This is a genomic window from Rathayibacter sp. AY2B5, assembly GCF_002931645.1.
In the GTDB taxonomy this organism is placed as follows: Bacteria; Actinomycetota; Actinomycetes; order Actinomycetales; family Microbacteriaceae; genus Rathayibacter.
Map to the genome: position 1 here is coordinate 24,036 of NZ_PSUE01000022.1, position 14,692 is coordinate 38,727.

The window sequence follows — 14,692 nt, forward strand, 5'->3', positions numbered from 1 at the left end:
GGGCGCCGACTCAGTCCTCGAGCAGGATCGCGTCGATCTGCCCCATCGCCTGGCGGAGTCCCTCCTCCATGCCCATCTGGACCATCTGCTCGAGCTGCTCGACCGACTCGAAACGGCTGCGGAGGACCATCCGCGTGCGCCCCGGCTCGATCTCGTCGAGGGTGACCGTGGCCCGGGTGATCCCCAGCGCGTCGACCGGGTCGCCGCGCTCGTCGGCGAAGCCGTCCTCGAACTCGAACCGCGTCGGCTCCTCCACCCGGGTCACGCGCCACCAGCCGCGCGCCTGCTCGCCGTCCGGTCCCGTCATGACGTAGGCGCTCCGTCCGCCCTCGACCGGCTCGTGCCGCTCGAAGGTCGCCGGCCAGGTCGGCGGCCCCCACCAGCGCTCGAGGCGGCGCGGATCCGTCCAGAGGAGCCAGACGCGCTCGATCCCCGCGTCGAACTCGGCGGTCACGGTCAGGGTCAGTTCCTCGATGTCCTTGACGGACTGCAGCACGCTCATCGCGCCTCTCCCTCCAGCAGATCCCGCGCGCCGGTCGGCTCGCGGGTGTCACTCCTCGTCGAGGAGGTCCGACATGCGGTCGATCCTCCCCGCCCACAGCTGCTCGTAGGCGTCGAGCAGGCGCGACGCCTGCCGCACTGCGGCGACCTCGCCCTGCACCAGCTGCTCCCGCCCCCTCCTCCGCTTGCGGACGAGTGCCGCCCGCTCGAGGACGGCCACGTGCTTCTGCACCGCCGCGAACGACATCTCGTAGCGCGCCGCGAGTGCGGAGACGGACTGCTCGCCGACCAGCACCCGGGCGACGATGTCGCGGCGGGTGCTGTCGGCCAGCGCCCGGAAGAGCAGGTCGATGTCGGCGTCCATTCGTACAACCATGTGGTTGCACATTAGGGCCGTCCCCTCCCCCGCGCAAGAGCATCCGTCTCCGGGGCGAGCGCACCGACCGGCGCCCGACCTCAGGCGCTCGCGGCGTCGAGGGCCTCGGCAGCGGCCGCGAGCACCCAGTCCGGCAGGGGGCGGGCCGCGAACAGCGAGGCGTAGAGCCGGGCCATCGAGTCGTCGGGGTCGAGCCGCAGCGCCTCGTCGAGGTGGAGCCCCGCGAGGCTCGAGACTCCCCTCGCCCACCAGCACCACGCGAGAACGGTGAGCACGGAGGAGCGCGCCTCCTCCGGCGCCAGCGCGGCGGCGCGGGCGAGGAGCCCGGTCGCCCGCGCCAGACGGCCGCGCTCCGGAGCACGCCCGCTGCCGAGCAGCAGGGCCGACAGCTCGAGGTCGTGGTCGTCGTCCGTTCCGGCGCGGGCGTCGCCCACCGCGCCGGGCGGCACTCCCACTCCTGCCTGCGGGCTCCGCGCGATCTGCACGGTCACCCGGTCGCGGAGGGGCGGCGACTGCAGGGTCCGCACGATCAGTCCTTCGCGGCGGACGTCCCGCGGTCCGCTGAGCCAGCGCTCGACGAGCCGTTCCGTGTCGCCGACCAGGGGCGGCCGGCGGAGCACCTCCGCGACGAGCGCGCGATCCTCCTCGACGACCGGCGGCAGCACGGAGAGCGCGTCGATGTCCAGAGGCTCATCGGCCACCGCTCGGGCGAGGACGCCGGTCTCGCTCCGCTCGATCTCGAGGAGCGGACGTGGCCTGCGGCACTCCTCGGCGTCCGTGTAGCGCCCCCATCCGTCGGCGGCGATGCAGGCCACGGCGATGATGTCCAGGCGCGTGCGCTCCAGGCGCCGGAGCACCGCGTGGCCGAGGTCGAGATGCGGGATCCCCCGCTCCTCGGCGTAGCCCGCACGGGTGCAGACCACCACCAGCACACCGGTGGCCCGCGGCATCGTCTCCATCATGGCCGCGCAGCCGCCCGCCAGCGCCTCCGCCTCCATCCCGCGCAGCGTCTCCGGGAGCGGGATCCGGAAGCCTCCCCCGGCGCGCGTGCCGAGAAACGGCACCACCACGACGGACTCCTCCGGACGGATGCCGATGATGGAGGGGACGGCCGCCAGGAGGTCCTGGATCGCGCTCGCCCGCAGGACTTCGGGATCGCGGCGGCGGGACGGAGGAGCAGGGGTTCGCTGTGTGGATGTCATGTCCGACACCCTGCTCGCGTCGCCGGCGGTGCAGGATCCCGCAGGCTCGGACCGGGGAGAACCGGGGCGGACCGGCGCCTGTGGAGGAGCGTCCGGGGCCGGCGGCTCAGCCGGCCGCGGGAGCCCGCAGCACCTTCGCCATCGGCCGTCCCTTCGCGATCTCGTCGATCAGCTTGTCGAGGTACCGGATGCGCTGCATCAGCGGATCCTCGATCGTCTCGACTCGCACGCCGCAGATCACTCCCGTGATCGCCGAGGCCTGCGGAGGCAGGCGCGCCTCCGCGAAGAACTCCTCGAAGGTCGTCCTGCTCTCGAGGTGCCGGGCCAGCTCCTCGTCCGAGAAGCCGGTGAGCCAGCGGACCGCCTCGTCGACCTCCTCCCTCGTCCGGCCCTTGCGCTCCGCCTTCGCCACGTAGAGGGGGTGCACGTCGGCGAACGCCACGGAGAAGATCCTGCTCATGGCCGGGAAGCGTACTCGCGCGACGCCCGGCGCGGCAGAGGCGCCCGCCCCGCTATCCTCCCCAGTGGCCCTCGCGCCTCCACCCCGCAGCCCACAGAGAGAACCACCGTGAGCCTCCTCCGCACCAAGTCCGTCGAGCAGTCGATCGCCGACACCGATGAGCCCGAGTACAAGCTCAAGAAGTCGCTGACCGCGCTCGATCTCACGGTCTTCGGCGTCGGAGTCGTCATCGGCGCCGGCATCTTCACCCTCACCGGCCGCGCCGCCCACGACATCGCCGGACCGGCGATCGTCCTGAGCTTCGTCGTCGCCGCCTTCGCCTGCGCCCTCGCGGCCATGTGCTACGCCGAGTTCGCCTCCACGGTCCCGGTGTCGGGCTCCGCCTACACCTTCTCCTACGCCTCCCTCGGCGAGCTCTTCGCCTGGATCATCGGCTGGGACCTGATCCTCGAGCTGTTCCTCGGAGCGAGCGTGGTCGCGCAGGGGTGGAGCGCGTACCTCGGGTCGCTGCTGCAGCAGCTGGGAGTGACCCTCCCGCCGGCGCTCACCTACGGCGGCGTGGTCGACGTGCCGGCGATCCTGCTCGTCCTCGTGCTCGGCGTGCTGATGACCTTCGGGATCAAGGAATCGCTGCGGGTCAACCTGGTGCTCGTCGCGATCAAGCTGTTCATCGTCCTGTTCGTCATCATCGCGGGCCTGCAGTTCGTCAACACCGCCAACTACACGCCGTTCGTCCCCGCCGCCGAGCCCTCGCAGTCCGCGTCCGGTCTGACCCAGCCGCTGCTCCAGTTCCTCTCGGGCATCGAGCCGGCCACGTTCGGCGTCGGCGGCATCATCGCCGGCGCCTCCCTGGTGTTCTTCGCCTACATCGGGTTCGACGTCGTCGCGACGACCGCGGAGGAGACCCGCCGCCCCCAGCGCGACCTGCCCATCGGCATCATCGCCTCGCTGATCATCTGCACGGTCCTGTACTGCGCCGTCGCCCTCGTCGTGACCGGCATGGTCCCCTACCGCGAGCTCGACCCGTCGGCCGCGCTCGCCAACGCGTTCGCCTACCACGGGCAGACCTGGATGGCGACGGTCATCTCGGCCGGCGCCGTCGCCGGTCTGACCACCGTCGTGCTGACGCTGCTGATCGGAGCGACGCGCATCATCTTCGCGATGGCGCGCGACGGGCTCCTCCCCCGGCGCCTGGCCACCGTCCACCCGCGCCTGCGCACGCCGTGGTTCACCTCCGTGGTCGTGACCATCGTCGTCGCGCTGCTCGCCGGGCTCACTCCGATCGGCGTGCTCGAGGAGATGGTCAACATCGGCACGCTCTCGGCGTTCGTGCTGGTCTCGGTCGGCGTCGTGGTGCTGCGCCGCAAGCGGCCCGACCTGAAGCGCGGCTTCCGGGTCCCGCTGAACCCGTGGCTCCCGCTGCTCTCGGCCCTGATCTGCACCTACCTGATGCTCAACCTCTCGATCGAGACCTGGCTGCGCTTCCTGATCTGGCTGGCCGTGGGCTTCGCGATCTACTTCGCCTACTCGCGCAGCCACGCGAAGATCGGCACGAAGCCCTAGGGGGCCAGGCCCACCTTCGGCCTGGCCCAGGAGCGTCCGCGCGTGTCCTTGAGGATGTCGTACTCCACCTCGACGTGCGGCTCGATCGCGCTGTACTTGTCGTTCGGGGCGCCGATCACGAGCTGGAAGCCGAGACCGCGCCACGCACCGATCGCCCGCTTGGTGAAGTGGGCGTCGGCCTTGATCAGCGCCTCGTCCATGAAGACCGGGGCGTACCGGGGGCGGTCTGCTCCCGCGTCGCCGAGCTGATAGCGCAGCGCCGCTCCGACGATGAAGGCGATCAGCTCCTGCGACTCCCCGCCGGACTTCTCGCCGATGTGGTCGTACAGCGCCACGTGCGCTCGGGTGACGGCGTCCACGCGCTCGGCGCTGACCCGGACGTGGTTGCGGACGTCGACGAGGTCGCCGAAGTCGGGCGCGGTGCGCCGCAGCCGCTGGATGAGCCGGGACATCCGCCGGTAGACCTGCTCGCGCTCCTCCTCCGCGGACACGGCCTGGATCTGCGCGCGCACCTCGCGGAGCTCGCGGCGGAAGCGACGGCGCACCTCCGACTGGTTCTCGCGCGTCGTGATCTGCAGGCGGTGGCCGTCGTCGTAGAACGGCAGATCCTGCATGATCACGTTGATCGGCTCGATCCGCTCGCGGATCTCCCGCAGCGAGCGGCCGAGCGTGGAGTCGAAGCTCGTGAGGTCGTTGCCGGAGAGCGTGAGCAGGCTGTCGCGCCACTCGGTCTCGAGCCGGTGCAGGCCGCTGGTCTCGAGGGCGTCGAGCAGCCGCTCGAAGTCGCCCGCGGACGCCTCGGGGTCCGCGAGCAGGTTGGGGTTCGGCCAGCGGTCGAGGAAGCCGGCCATGATCCGGCCGGCGCTCTCGCGCTGCTGCTCGTGCGCCTCGGCCGCGGAGCGGCGGTCCTCCGCCAGTCGCTGCGCTGCCGTGGCGAGCGCTGCGTCGAAGCGGACCAGGACGTCCGAGGCGCTGCCGGACGCCGCGGCCTCGGTCAGCGTGAACCGGGCGTCGAGGAAGGCGCGCTGGTCGTCGTCGAGCTCGCGTCCTGCGCGCTCCGCCGCATCGAGAACCGCCTGGCTCGCGTCGACGTCGTCGACCACGACGGCCCACTCCGCCTCGATCCGCTCGCGCTCCACACCGGCGCGCGCGATCTCCTGGCGGAGGCGCTCGAGGCGGCCGCGCAGCCCGTCGATCTGCTCCTGCAGCCCGGCGAGCTCGGGGTTCGCCTCCGCCGCCTCGGCGCCGACCGCCTCCCAGCGCTCCTGCTCGGCGAGCAGCGACTCGACGTCGACCGTCTCCCAGCTCACCAGCGCGAGGCGGGCGTGGCGCGTCATCCGGTCGTCGAGCGCATCGAGGGCCTCCTCCGCCGCCGACGCCGCCGAGACGGACGCCGCGCTGCGGGCCCGGGCCGCCTCGACCAGGGCGTTCAGCTCGCGGAGACGACGGGTGTTGGAGAAGCCGAGGACGTTCGCGGCGCCGTGGCCGCCGTGCGCACCGCGCTGCCCCTGCGAGAGCTGACCGGTGAGGGTCAGGGCGAGCCGGTGGCGCCCGAGCTCCGCAGCGCTGTCGACGCACACGTAGCCGAACCGGTCCTCGAGCCGGTCCTGCAGCCAGCCGGTGAAGGCGGTATCGCGGTAGTCGAGGCGCCCGGGCAGCGTCTGCGGGTCGAGGCCCCGCACCTCCTCGAGCCCGGTCTCCACGCCCTCGTAGCGGAGCCGGACCGGGAGCCGGAGGGAGTCGATGGCGCGGCGGAAGCGGTCGAGGTGGACGGAGTCGATCATCAGCGTCGTCGCGAAGCCGCCGAGAGCGAGCGTGAACGCCTCGCGCCAGGGCTCGAACTCGGCACGCACCTCGACCAGCTCGCCGACGAAGGGCAGGTCGTCGGCGGTGAGGCCGGCTGCCTCCGCGATCCGCTCGCGCGCCTCGTGCAGAGGCCGGGGGATGCTGTCCCGACGGTCCGAGGCCGACCGCTGCTCCGCCTCGAGCTCGGCGAGCTCCCGCGCCGCGGCCTTCCGCTCGGCGACCGCGTCCGACCAGGCCGCGCGGGTGCTGCGCTTGGCGTCGGCCGCGCTCGCCGCCCGGGCGAGCACCGACTCGAACCGCTCGCGGGTGGTCTCCGGCTCGCCGAGAGCGCGCAGGTCCTCCTCGAGCCGGGCGCGGTTCTCGCGCGCCGCACCCAGCCGCCGCTCCACCTCGCGGAGCTCGCGCTGGGCCGTCTCGAGGCGGTCACCGCCGGAGGCCCGCAGCACCTCGGCGAGCCCGTCCCGCTCCGACTCCGCCGCCTCAGCCAGCGCCCGCTTCTCGCGGAGCACGGCGTCGACGGCGCGGGTGCGCTCGCGCAGCTCGGCCTCGACGTCGCGCAGCAGGCCGAGGCGCTGCTCAGCGCGCCACAGGGCCGCCGGCGACACCGCGGCATCGAGCTCCCCGAGCGCGTCGATGAGGCGCACGCGCTCCGCGGACGCGGCGATGCGCAGGCGCAGGCCCCGCAACGGCTCGAGTGCCGCGACCTGCTGGCGCGCGGTGAGCATCCGCTGCCGGGTGCTCTCGAGCTCGTCGAAGTGGGCGACGACCGCGTCGGCGGAGGCCAGGGTCTCGGGCTCCTCGAGCACGAGCCGCTTGTAGAGGTCGTCGACGGTCGTGATCTGCTGACCGGCCTGGATGCGGGCGAGCAGGCTCATCGCCTTCGATCCGGCTCCCGCCGCTCCGATGCCGAGCACCGCGTGCAGACGCGCCGAGAACTCGCGATCGGTGCCGAGCGGATCCAGGCCCGCCGCGCGCAGCGACGCGTCGGAGAAGCGGTGCGCCGCCGCCCGGTCGAGCGCGGCGAGGTCGACCGGGCCCTCGGCGCTCGCGCGGATCCGCACGGTCTCCTCGAGCACCCGGGAGCCGGCCGGGACGTACCAGGCGCGGACCGCGCTGAAGCGCGAGCCGTCGTGGTCGACCCAGGTCATCGCGACGGCGGTCCAGGTGTCGACTCCGTCGCCGCGCAGGACGCGCATGGTCGTGCCCTCGTCCGTGCGCGACTCGTCGAGCTTGCCGCGCGCGTAGGAGAGGATGTTGCGCTGGTCCTCGCCGCGCGGACGGCCCGTCACTCCGCCGTTCGAGGCGCCGTTGAACGGCGTGGTGTGCGGCATCATCAGGGCGATGTAGGCGTCCATCAGCGTGGACTTGCCGGAGCCGGAGCCGCCGCAGAGGAGCGTGGCGCCGGGCGAGAAGCGGACCCGGTGGGCGCCGTCGTAGCCGCCCCAGTTGACCAGCTGCAGGTCCTCGGCGAGCCACTGCTGACCGCGGGAGGCGGCGGGGATCAGGCCGAAGAGGGTGTCGAGCATCGTCATCGGGGGTCGTCCTCCGGGTCGGGGGTGTCGTCGTCGGTCGGCTCGTCGTCCAGCGGCTCGTCGTCCGCGACATCGGCTCCGGGCAGGACGCCGTCCGTGGGCGGGTCCGCGTCCTCGTCGAGGCCGTCGTCCTCGAGCGCGTCGTCGTCCGCCTGCTCCGGGTCGTCCGAGCCGGGCTCCTCGGCGAGCGCCGCTTCTGCGACCACCGAGGAAGCGTCTTCGCCCGCCCGCCCGCGCAGCCAGTCGCTCAGCTCCCGCAGCTTCGGCGCGCTCAGCACGATCTCCACGATCGGGCTGATCCGGTACCGCCCTGCGGACTCCTCGTCGACGATGCCGTCGCGCCCGAGCCGCTCCAGCGCCTTGCGGACCATGCGCTGCCGGCGGGCGGTGTCGCGCTCGGCGTCGGCGAAGTAGCTGAGCACCGTCTGCTCGACCTCCTCGACGTCCACGCGCGCCGACGCCTCGCCGGCCGCCGACTCCCGCTGATGGACCGTGCGCAGGTGCACCAGCACCAGCGTCTCGGCACGGGTGTAGGGGAGGTCGCGCAGCAGCACCGGCATCTCGACCTCGTCGGAGCGCACCTGCTGCTTGTAGGCGACCCCGCGCTCGTGGTCGACGACGAGCCGCACGAACAGGTCGTTCAGCCGCGACTCGATCAGCTGCCGGTGCTCCTGGAGCACGGCCCACTGCTCGCGGTGGCGGTCGGCGAGGAGGAAGCGGCGCTGCAGCACGTGCACGAGCACCCGGCGCACCTCGGTGTCGAGGACGCCGCGGTCGCCGGGGAAGAGCTCGTCGGGGTCCTCCTCCATCGACACGGGCGCGATGAACGGATCGGCGGCGGGCCCGTCGGTCGCCAGGGTGTCACTCATCGTCGGTCTCCTCCTCGGTGCGGGCGGTCACGGATCCGAAGGCGAAGCGGCGCACGGTCCCGTCGGGTCGGCGCGTGCTCACGACGGAGTAGCCCTCGCGGTCGACGAGGCCCGTCCGGTGCGCGATCTCGAGCAGCCCGAGCAGGTCGACGGGCCGTCGAGTGTCCTCCGGAGCCGCGCTGAACGCGTCCGCCAGATCGAACTCGTCGCCGAGCTCCGCCACGTAGGCCTCCAGCTCCGCGTAGCGGGGACCGCCCCAGGCCCGGCTGTCGTCGCCGACGAACTCGGCGTCGCCGTCGTCTCCGGCCAGGGGCGCCGGCCCGCCGGCCGGACGCACGTCTCCCAGGGTCTGGCGCAGGTGGCCGATCCCGGCGACGGGCAGGTGCCGCAGCGGCGTGACCGGCGCGTCCGGCGAGATCCCGCCCGTCCACTCCTGGAGCCCCGCCATCACGTCGCGCAGCAGCTCGTCCACCTGGCGGTCGCGAGCGGGGTCGTGGGTGCGGACCTGGCCCGTGATGACGTGGGACGCGCGACGCTGCGCGGTCAGGACCTCCTGCACGCCCAGCTCCACCCGGCGGCCGATCGCGGCCAGCTCCCCGCGCTGGGCCGGGTCCATCAGGCGGGAGAACGGCTGCACGAGCACCGTGTGGAGCTGGTCGGCGAGCGCGTCGATCCGCTCGGGGTCGCCCAGGAGGCGGAGGGCTCCGGCGAACGCACGGCCCTCGCTGGTCGCCTGCATCACGTGCTGCCCGCGCTCGAGGTACTCCCGCAGCACCTCGCCGGTCGGGCGGACGTCGCGGCGCAGATCCGCGACCACGTCGCGCTGCATCGCCTTGATCGACTCCACCACCCGCGCGAAGTCGGCCGGCAGCTCGCGGGCGAGGTGCACCACGTTCTCGGCCTCCTCCAGGAGCTGCTCGTCGTCGGCCGGCTCGAGACCGGCGCCCTCCTCGAGGGCGGCGATCTCGACGTCCAGGCGCGCCCGCTCCTCGCGGAGCCGCGAGAGGCGGGCCTCCGGGTCGGGATCGACGTCCGCGGCCAGCCGCTCGACCGCCTCCAGCAGGGTGCGCACCCGCGAGTTCGAGACGCGCGTGCGTCCACCTCCGGTGCGCCCGGTGATCTCGAGGGCGCTCACGGCGTGGGCGCTCAACCGGTAGACCTCGGCCTCGCCCTCGATCTGCGGCACGAGCCAGCCGACGCGGACCCAGTAGCGGCACACCTCGCGCGCCGTGCCGCTCGGCAGAGCGCGCTCGCCCTCGTCGTACCCGGCCGAGCGCAGCTCCTCGAGCAGCTCCCCCACCTCGGCGTGCGCGTCGGCGACCGCCACGGCCTGCCGGTCGACGGTGAACACGAGCGACAGGGCGGCGACGACGAACGGGGCGTACCGGCCGTGGAGGAGATCCAGGGTCGGCGTCCGGAAGGCGCCGAGGGAGCGCAGGTAGGCGGCCTCGGCGCGGGAGTTCGACATCGCCCTCAAGGATAGGCGGCGGGTCGAGCGCCCGAGGACGGCCGCGCCTGGGCCGCAATCCGACCAGCGCCTTCAGGCGCCGTCGGGGCGGAAGCCTTTGTAGAGCGTGAGCGCGAGGGCGGTGCGGTCGCGGAGGCCGAGCTTGCGCAGCAGCGCCGAGACGTGGTTCTTCACGGTGCCCTCGGCGAGCACGAGGGCGGCCGCGATCTCCCTGTTGTTCCGCCCTTCGGCCACCAGCTCGGCGACCACCCGCTCGCTCCGCGTGAGCAGCGTCAGCGGGCTCTCGCCGGTGCGACCCGGCTGGACGGCCGGCCGGGCGACGCGCGGATCGATCACCATCCCGCCGGCGATCACCGCGTCGAGGGCCACGACGAGACCCTCCACCGAGGTGTCCTTCAGGAGGAATCCGGAAGCGCCGGCCGAGAGGGCCGCCTGCACGAGCGCGTCGTCGTCGAAGGTCGTCAGAAGGAGGACGGGCAGACGCGGATGGAGCTGCGCACACTCGGCGGCGAGCTCCACGCCGCCCATGACCGGCATCCGCGCGTCGGTGACGACGACGTCCACCTCCGTCGTGCGCAGAATGTGCAGAGCAGCCTGTCCGTTCTCGGCCTGGGCCGAGACCACGACACCCTCGACCGTCGAGAGGAGCATGACCAGCCCACGGCGGATCATCTGCTGGTCCTCCACCAGCAGCACTCGCCTCGGTGTCGTCTCCGTCACGAGGCGCGGCTCTCCCGTTCCCCGTCGGCGCCTCCGAGAGGGATCGAGAGGCGCAGGAGGAACCGGTCGCCGATGCGCCGCGCCGTCAACCGACCTCCGCGAGCCGTCGCGCGATCGTCGAGGCCGCGCAGCCCGAACCCCAGCACAGGCTCGCCGTCGCTGATCCCGTTGCTCCTTCCCGCGCCGATGTCGCTGAGCAGCGAGAGCTCGAGCCGGACGTCGTCCGTCTCGATATCGATGCGGACTCTGCGGGCAGCGCCGTGCCGCAGAGCGTTCGTCAGCCCTTCCTGCACGCCTCGGTAGACGACGAGCGCGGTCTCATCGTCGCTGGTGAGCACACGGTCCGACGCCTCGTCGCCGACCACATCCACGGTCACGCCCGTGCCGCGGAAGGACTCCGCGATCAACTCCAGCGCAGCCAGGCCGCGGGCGCCCGCGTCCCGGAAGGGACTGAGCGCTCGTACCCACATCCGCATGTCCGCGAGAGCCTCGCTCGACGTGGATCGGGCGGTGCGGACCTCGGCCCACGCCTGCTCGGCATCGGCGGAGCGCAGGCGATCAGCGAGCTCGAGACTCATCGAGACGAGGGTCAGCTTGTACCCGAGGCCGTCGTGGAGCTCGCGTGCGCTCCGGGCGCGCTCGTCCGACAGCAGCAGCTCCTTCTCCGTCTCGGAGGCGCGATGCAACCGCCTGATCACACGCTGGTCGGCGGATCGCTCGCTCTCGAAGCCGCGAAGAGAGAGTCCCAGGGCGATCCCGAAGCACATCAGCACGGCCACGGGCACCACGTTGAGCAGACCGTCGAGCACTCCGGAGAGCAGCGCCCTCCCCGAGCCGACGGCGCCCCCGACATGGAGGGCCAGTCCGACGGAGGCGACCCAGATCATCGCGTGCGCCCCTGCGCGGAGCGAGACGTCGACCACCGCGAACGCCACGACGAGGAGGAGGACCGGGATCGTGAAATCGAGCCGGCCGAAGACGACGACCGGCGTCGCCGCGACGATGGACACCGTCGTCACGGCGACCCCGTGTCCCGCTCGGATCAGTCGGGGCCGGACGGCCCAGAGCCCGGCGATCACAGGCACCAGCGCGAGCCATGTGACCGCGACCGCTGCACCCGTGCCTCTCTGCGCGGAGTCCACGACGCCCAGGATCCCTGCCAGGACGAGGCAGCACAGGGCGATCGCCTGAAGTGCGATGACGGTCCTGTCCACGGTGCTCGACAGGGACGGCGCGACCGCGACCCGCTCGTGTCCTGCCGCTGACGGCGCGGAGATCTCCGCCGCCGTCTCCGGAGTTGAGCCCATGTCGACAACTGTAGCTCCGACTCCGGGATGCCGACCCGTGACCGCAGTCACGCCCTCACCGTGACTCCGGTCATCCTCATCCGTGACTTCGGCGGGAGGTGGTCGACTGCGGACCTTCCTAGCCTCGAAGTCAGCGCCGGGAGCCGCATCCCGCACCGCGAGACAAGTCGGACAGGAAAGGGAAGCGATGCCGCTCGACCTCGAATATCTCCGGTACTGCCGCCCGGGCAACCCGTTCTACGCGGTCGCCGAGGAGGGGGACGACATCGATGGCGACGCCTTCGACGTCGCGTCCTTCGCTCCGGAGGACTGGCAGGTGAGGGAGTCGCGGCCGTGGCGGAACTGGATGCCGGACGGTTGCCTCCTCCCTCGTCAGGGATGGAAGCTCCACCTCTCGTCGACACTCGATGACGCGGAGAAGGTCCTCGCCGCTGCTGCACGCTACTGCTTCGCCTCCCGACTGCCTTTCAAGCATCTCTCGACCACCTCTCACCTTCTGATGCAGAACGGCAAGTACGCCGATCGAGCGGGAGCTGGGAAGTTCATCACCGTGTATCCCGGTTCGGACGACGAGTTCGCCCGAGCGCTGGAGGACCTCGACGTCCGTCTTCGCGGGTTCAGGGGCCCGTACGTACTGTCCGACCGGCGGTGGAAGTCCGGGCCTGTGCACTTCCGTTACGGCGCCTTCGTCCCGTCCGAGACGGAGAGCGGCTTCGTCTCGACGGTGCTCGACCCGGACGGGAACGAGGTGGAGGACGTCCGGCGGCCGACGTTCACACCTCCCCCGTGGGCTTCACTACCGGAGTCCGTCACTGTCGGGGCGGAGAACGAGGAAGAGGTCGCCTTCGGCTTCACGATGCTCTCAGCGCTGCACTTCTCGAACGGTGGTGGTGTCTATCTCGCTGAAGCGACGACCGACGAATTCGTGCCGATCGGGACGATCGTGGTCCTCAAGGAGGCGCGCCCGCACGCCGGGTTGGACGCCGACGGAGTCGACGCCGTGACTCGCCTGGCTCATGAGGAGGAGGTGCTCGTCGATCTGCAGTCCCTGGACTGCGTACCCGTCTTCTACGGATCCTTCACGGCCTGGGAGCACCGATACCTGGTCATGGAGCACATCGAGGGGAACGATCTGAAGCGCGAATGGATGACGAGGACTCCGCTGCTCCGACCAGCACCGTGGCGCGTCGGTGACCCTGCATACACCTCCTGGCTGACCACGACCGTCGCTCGCCTCGACGTTGCTCTCGCCTCCGTGCACCGCGCAGGATGGCTGCTCGGCGACATCCACCCGAAGAACGTCATCATGCGGAACGGCACGCACCCGTGCTTCCTCGACTTCGAGTTCGCGCATCGAATGGATCCGGAGTGGCGTTGTCGCCAGGGAGCGCCCGGCTACGAGCCCCTGGAAGGCCTGAACGGGACGGAAGCGGACGAGTGGTCGCTCGGCATCCTCGAACTCGATCTCCTCTTCCCCCAAGCGACGATCGCCGACCAGGGCAACGTCGCGAAGATCGAGCAGCTCCTCCGAGCAGCCGCAGACGATCTCGCGGTTCCGCCCGCCGTGCTGCGGTCGATCAGGACCTCCACCCTCGACGTACTCCCCGCCTCCGGTCAGAGGTCGATCGACGAAGACGTCGGTCGGTTCGCCGCCCTCTCGGACGACCAGCTGCGCGGCCAGATCGCCCGCGGTGTCGCATCGGTGCTTCAGTGGACGGACGACTCGCCGGTCGTTCCCGGAGACATCCCTGTCCTCGCCCGCGACAGCGCGGACCACCGTGCCGGATTCCCCTACGGCGCGGCTGGAGTCGTCGCTGTCTTAGGACGATCCGGAGATGTCGACCTCGAGGCCGCCGATCACTGGCTCGCCGCTCGCGTGGCCCAGGTGCGGTCGCGTGGTCTCTGCGGACGCGAGGGAATTCGCTACGCGGCTCGCCAGGCAGGACTCGCGCGCACACTCGAGGTCCTCGACCGCAGGCCCTCGGCCGCCCCTTCAGGTCCGACGCTGTGGTCGGGGTGGGCCGGTGCAGGGCTCGCCGAGCTCGCAGACGGAGGGGACCCGTCGGAGGCGGCCCACCATCTCACCACGCTGCTCGATGAGGACGTCCGAGGAGCCTCCGTCGGCCTCCTGCACGGATGGTCTGCGGCCGCGATCCTGTTCGCCCGACTCCACGAAGCCACTGGCGACGACTTGTACATCACGCTCGCGATACGAGCCGTCGACGCCGATCTGGCGCGCTGTGCGATCACCCGGAACAACACTCTCGAGTTCGATGAGGGATGGAGGACTCTTCCTTACCTGGGGATCGGCTCGACCGGGCCCGGCCTGGCGATCCTGGAGCTGCGGCGGGTCACGGGCGAGGAGCTCTTCGCCGATCCCCTCGCGTCCATCGACGCCGCCGCGTCCTACCAGCAGTGCGCGCAGGCCTCACTCGCCCACGGTCTGTCCGGATTCCTCGTCTACCTCCGCCGCCGCGTACTGCACCGCCCGAGCGCGGAACTCGAGGAGGTCCTCCGCTCGCACGTCCGGTCGCTGCGCCTGCACGCCGTGCTCGACGACACCGGCGTCTTCTTCCGCGGCAACCAGAACCTCCGACTCTCGTCGGACTACCTGACCGGCTCGCTCGGAGTGCTCGCAGCGCTCGACGAGCTCGAGACCGGACGCTCCGCCCTGCCGTTCGGACTCTGACCGAGTCGGCCCGAGACGAGGAGAGGAGGTGATCACATGAACCGGATCCTCGATTTCCAGACCCTCGAAGGTGAGGCCGACGCGCACGACGCCGCGCGCGTCAGCACCTTCAGCGTCATCTCGCCGTGCCCGGGCTGGCCCAGCTCGATCACGTGGGGCAACTGCTGATAGTCGCTACCGGGCGCCCGCGATCCAGCAT

Annotated in this window: 12 protein-coding genes; 3 read left to right on the plus strand and 9 right to left on the minus strand. The window is 71.8% G+C overall.

What is annotated here, in order from left to right; genetic code table 11:
- Positions 1–10: 10 nt before the first annotated feature.
- The 4 genes from C5C30_RS13245 to C5C30_RS13260 all read right to left on the minus strand — a co-directional run bounded on the left by C5C30_RS13245 (position 11) and on the right by C5C30_RS13260 (position 2,539).
- Positions 11–502 carry an SRPBCC domain-containing protein gene (locus C5C30_RS13245; protein WP_104261127.1) on the minus strand — a complete coding sequence of 164 codons (492 nt, stop codon included), beginning with the start codon at positions 500–502 and terminating at the stop codon, positions 11–13.
- A gap of 48 nt (positions 503–550) precedes the next feature.
- Entirely contained in the window at positions 551–877 is a 327-nt protein-coding gene (locus C5C30_RS13250) for a metalloregulator ArsR/SmtB family transcription factor (protein WP_104333930.1), read from the minus strand.
- Between the two features lie 80 nt (positions 878–957).
- Positions 958–2,079: a DUF4192 family protein gene (locus C5C30_RS13255; RefSeq protein ID WP_146081548.1), complete on the minus strand. Its 1,122-nt coding sequence runs from the start codon at positions 2,077–2,079 to the stop codon at positions 958–960.
- Positions 2,080–2,185: 106 nt separating this feature from the next.
- Positions 2,186–2,539, minus strand: a complete 354-nt coding sequence (locus tag C5C30_RS13260) for a DUF2200 domain-containing protein (protein WP_104222536.1) — start codon at positions 2,537–2,539, stop codon at positions 2,186–2,188.
- Positions 2,540–2,647: 108 nt separating this feature from the next.
- Between C5C30_RS13260 and C5C30_RS13265 the strand changes: the two genes are divergently transcribed.
- Entirely contained in the window at positions 2,648–4,102 is a 1,455-nt protein-coding gene (locus C5C30_RS13265) for an amino acid permease (RefSeq protein WP_104333916.1), read from the plus strand.
- On the opposite strand, the gene C5C30_RS13270 is transcribed toward C5C30_RS13265, so the two are convergent.
- The 5 genes from C5C30_RS13270 to C5C30_RS13290 form a co-directional block, all read right to left on the minus strand.
- Complete coding sequence (locus C5C30_RS13270; RefSeq protein ID WP_104333917.1) at positions 4,099–7,440, minus strand: ATP-binding protein; 3,342 nt, start codon at positions 7,438–7,440, stop codon at positions 4,099–4,101. The two genes, C5C30_RS13265 and C5C30_RS13270, sit on opposite strands and share 4 nt — an antisense overlap.
- The gene (locus C5C30_RS13275) at positions 7,437–8,309 is read right to left on the minus strand and encodes a DUF4194 domain-containing protein (protein ID WP_104333918.1); all 873 of its coding nucleotides are present in this window, start codon (positions 8,307–8,309) and stop codon (positions 7,437–7,439) included. Before C5C30_RS13275 ends, C5C30_RS13270 begins: the two co-directional genes overlap by 4 nt.
- Positions 8,302–9,777: a DUF3375 domain-containing protein gene (locus C5C30_RS13280; RefSeq protein WP_104333919.1), complete on the minus strand. Its 1,476-nt coding sequence runs from the start codon at positions 9,775–9,777 to the stop codon at positions 8,302–8,304. The genes C5C30_RS13275 and C5C30_RS13280 overlap by 8 nt, the downstream gene beginning before the upstream one ends.
- A 72-nt stretch (positions 9,778–9,849) precedes the next feature.
- Positions 9,850–10,497 (minus strand): response regulator transcription factor, encoded by a 648-nt coding sequence (locus C5C30_RS13285; RefSeq protein WP_258063688.1) that lies wholly within the window; start codon positions 10,495–10,497, stop codon positions 9,850–9,852.
- Positions 10,494–11,804 (minus strand): sensor histidine kinase, encoded by a 1,311-nt coding sequence (locus tag C5C30_RS13290; protein WP_104333920.1) that lies wholly within the window; start codon positions 11,802–11,804, stop codon positions 10,494–10,496. The genes C5C30_RS13285 and C5C30_RS13290 overlap by 4 nt, the downstream gene beginning before the upstream one ends.
- Positions 11,805–11,991: 187 nt before the next feature.
- Here C5C30_RS13290 and lanKC point away from each other — a divergent pair, with 187 nt between their 5' ends.
- Together lanKC and C5C30_RS18105 are read left to right on the plus strand one after the other, a co-directional pair.
- Positions 11,992–14,493 carry a class III lanthionine synthetase LanKC gene (gene lanKC, locus C5C30_RS13295; protein WP_104333921.1) on the plus strand — a complete coding sequence of 834 codons (2,502 nt, stop codon included), beginning with the start codon at positions 11,992–11,994 and terminating at the stop codon, positions 14,491–14,493.
- A gap of 36 nt (positions 14,494–14,529) precedes the next feature.
- Complete coding sequence (locus C5C30_RS18105) at positions 14,530–14,661, plus strand: hypothetical protein (RefSeq protein WP_258059251.1); 132 nt, start codon at positions 14,530–14,532, stop codon at positions 14,659–14,661.
- The last annotated feature ends 31 nt before the right edge of the window (positions 14,662–14,692 follow it).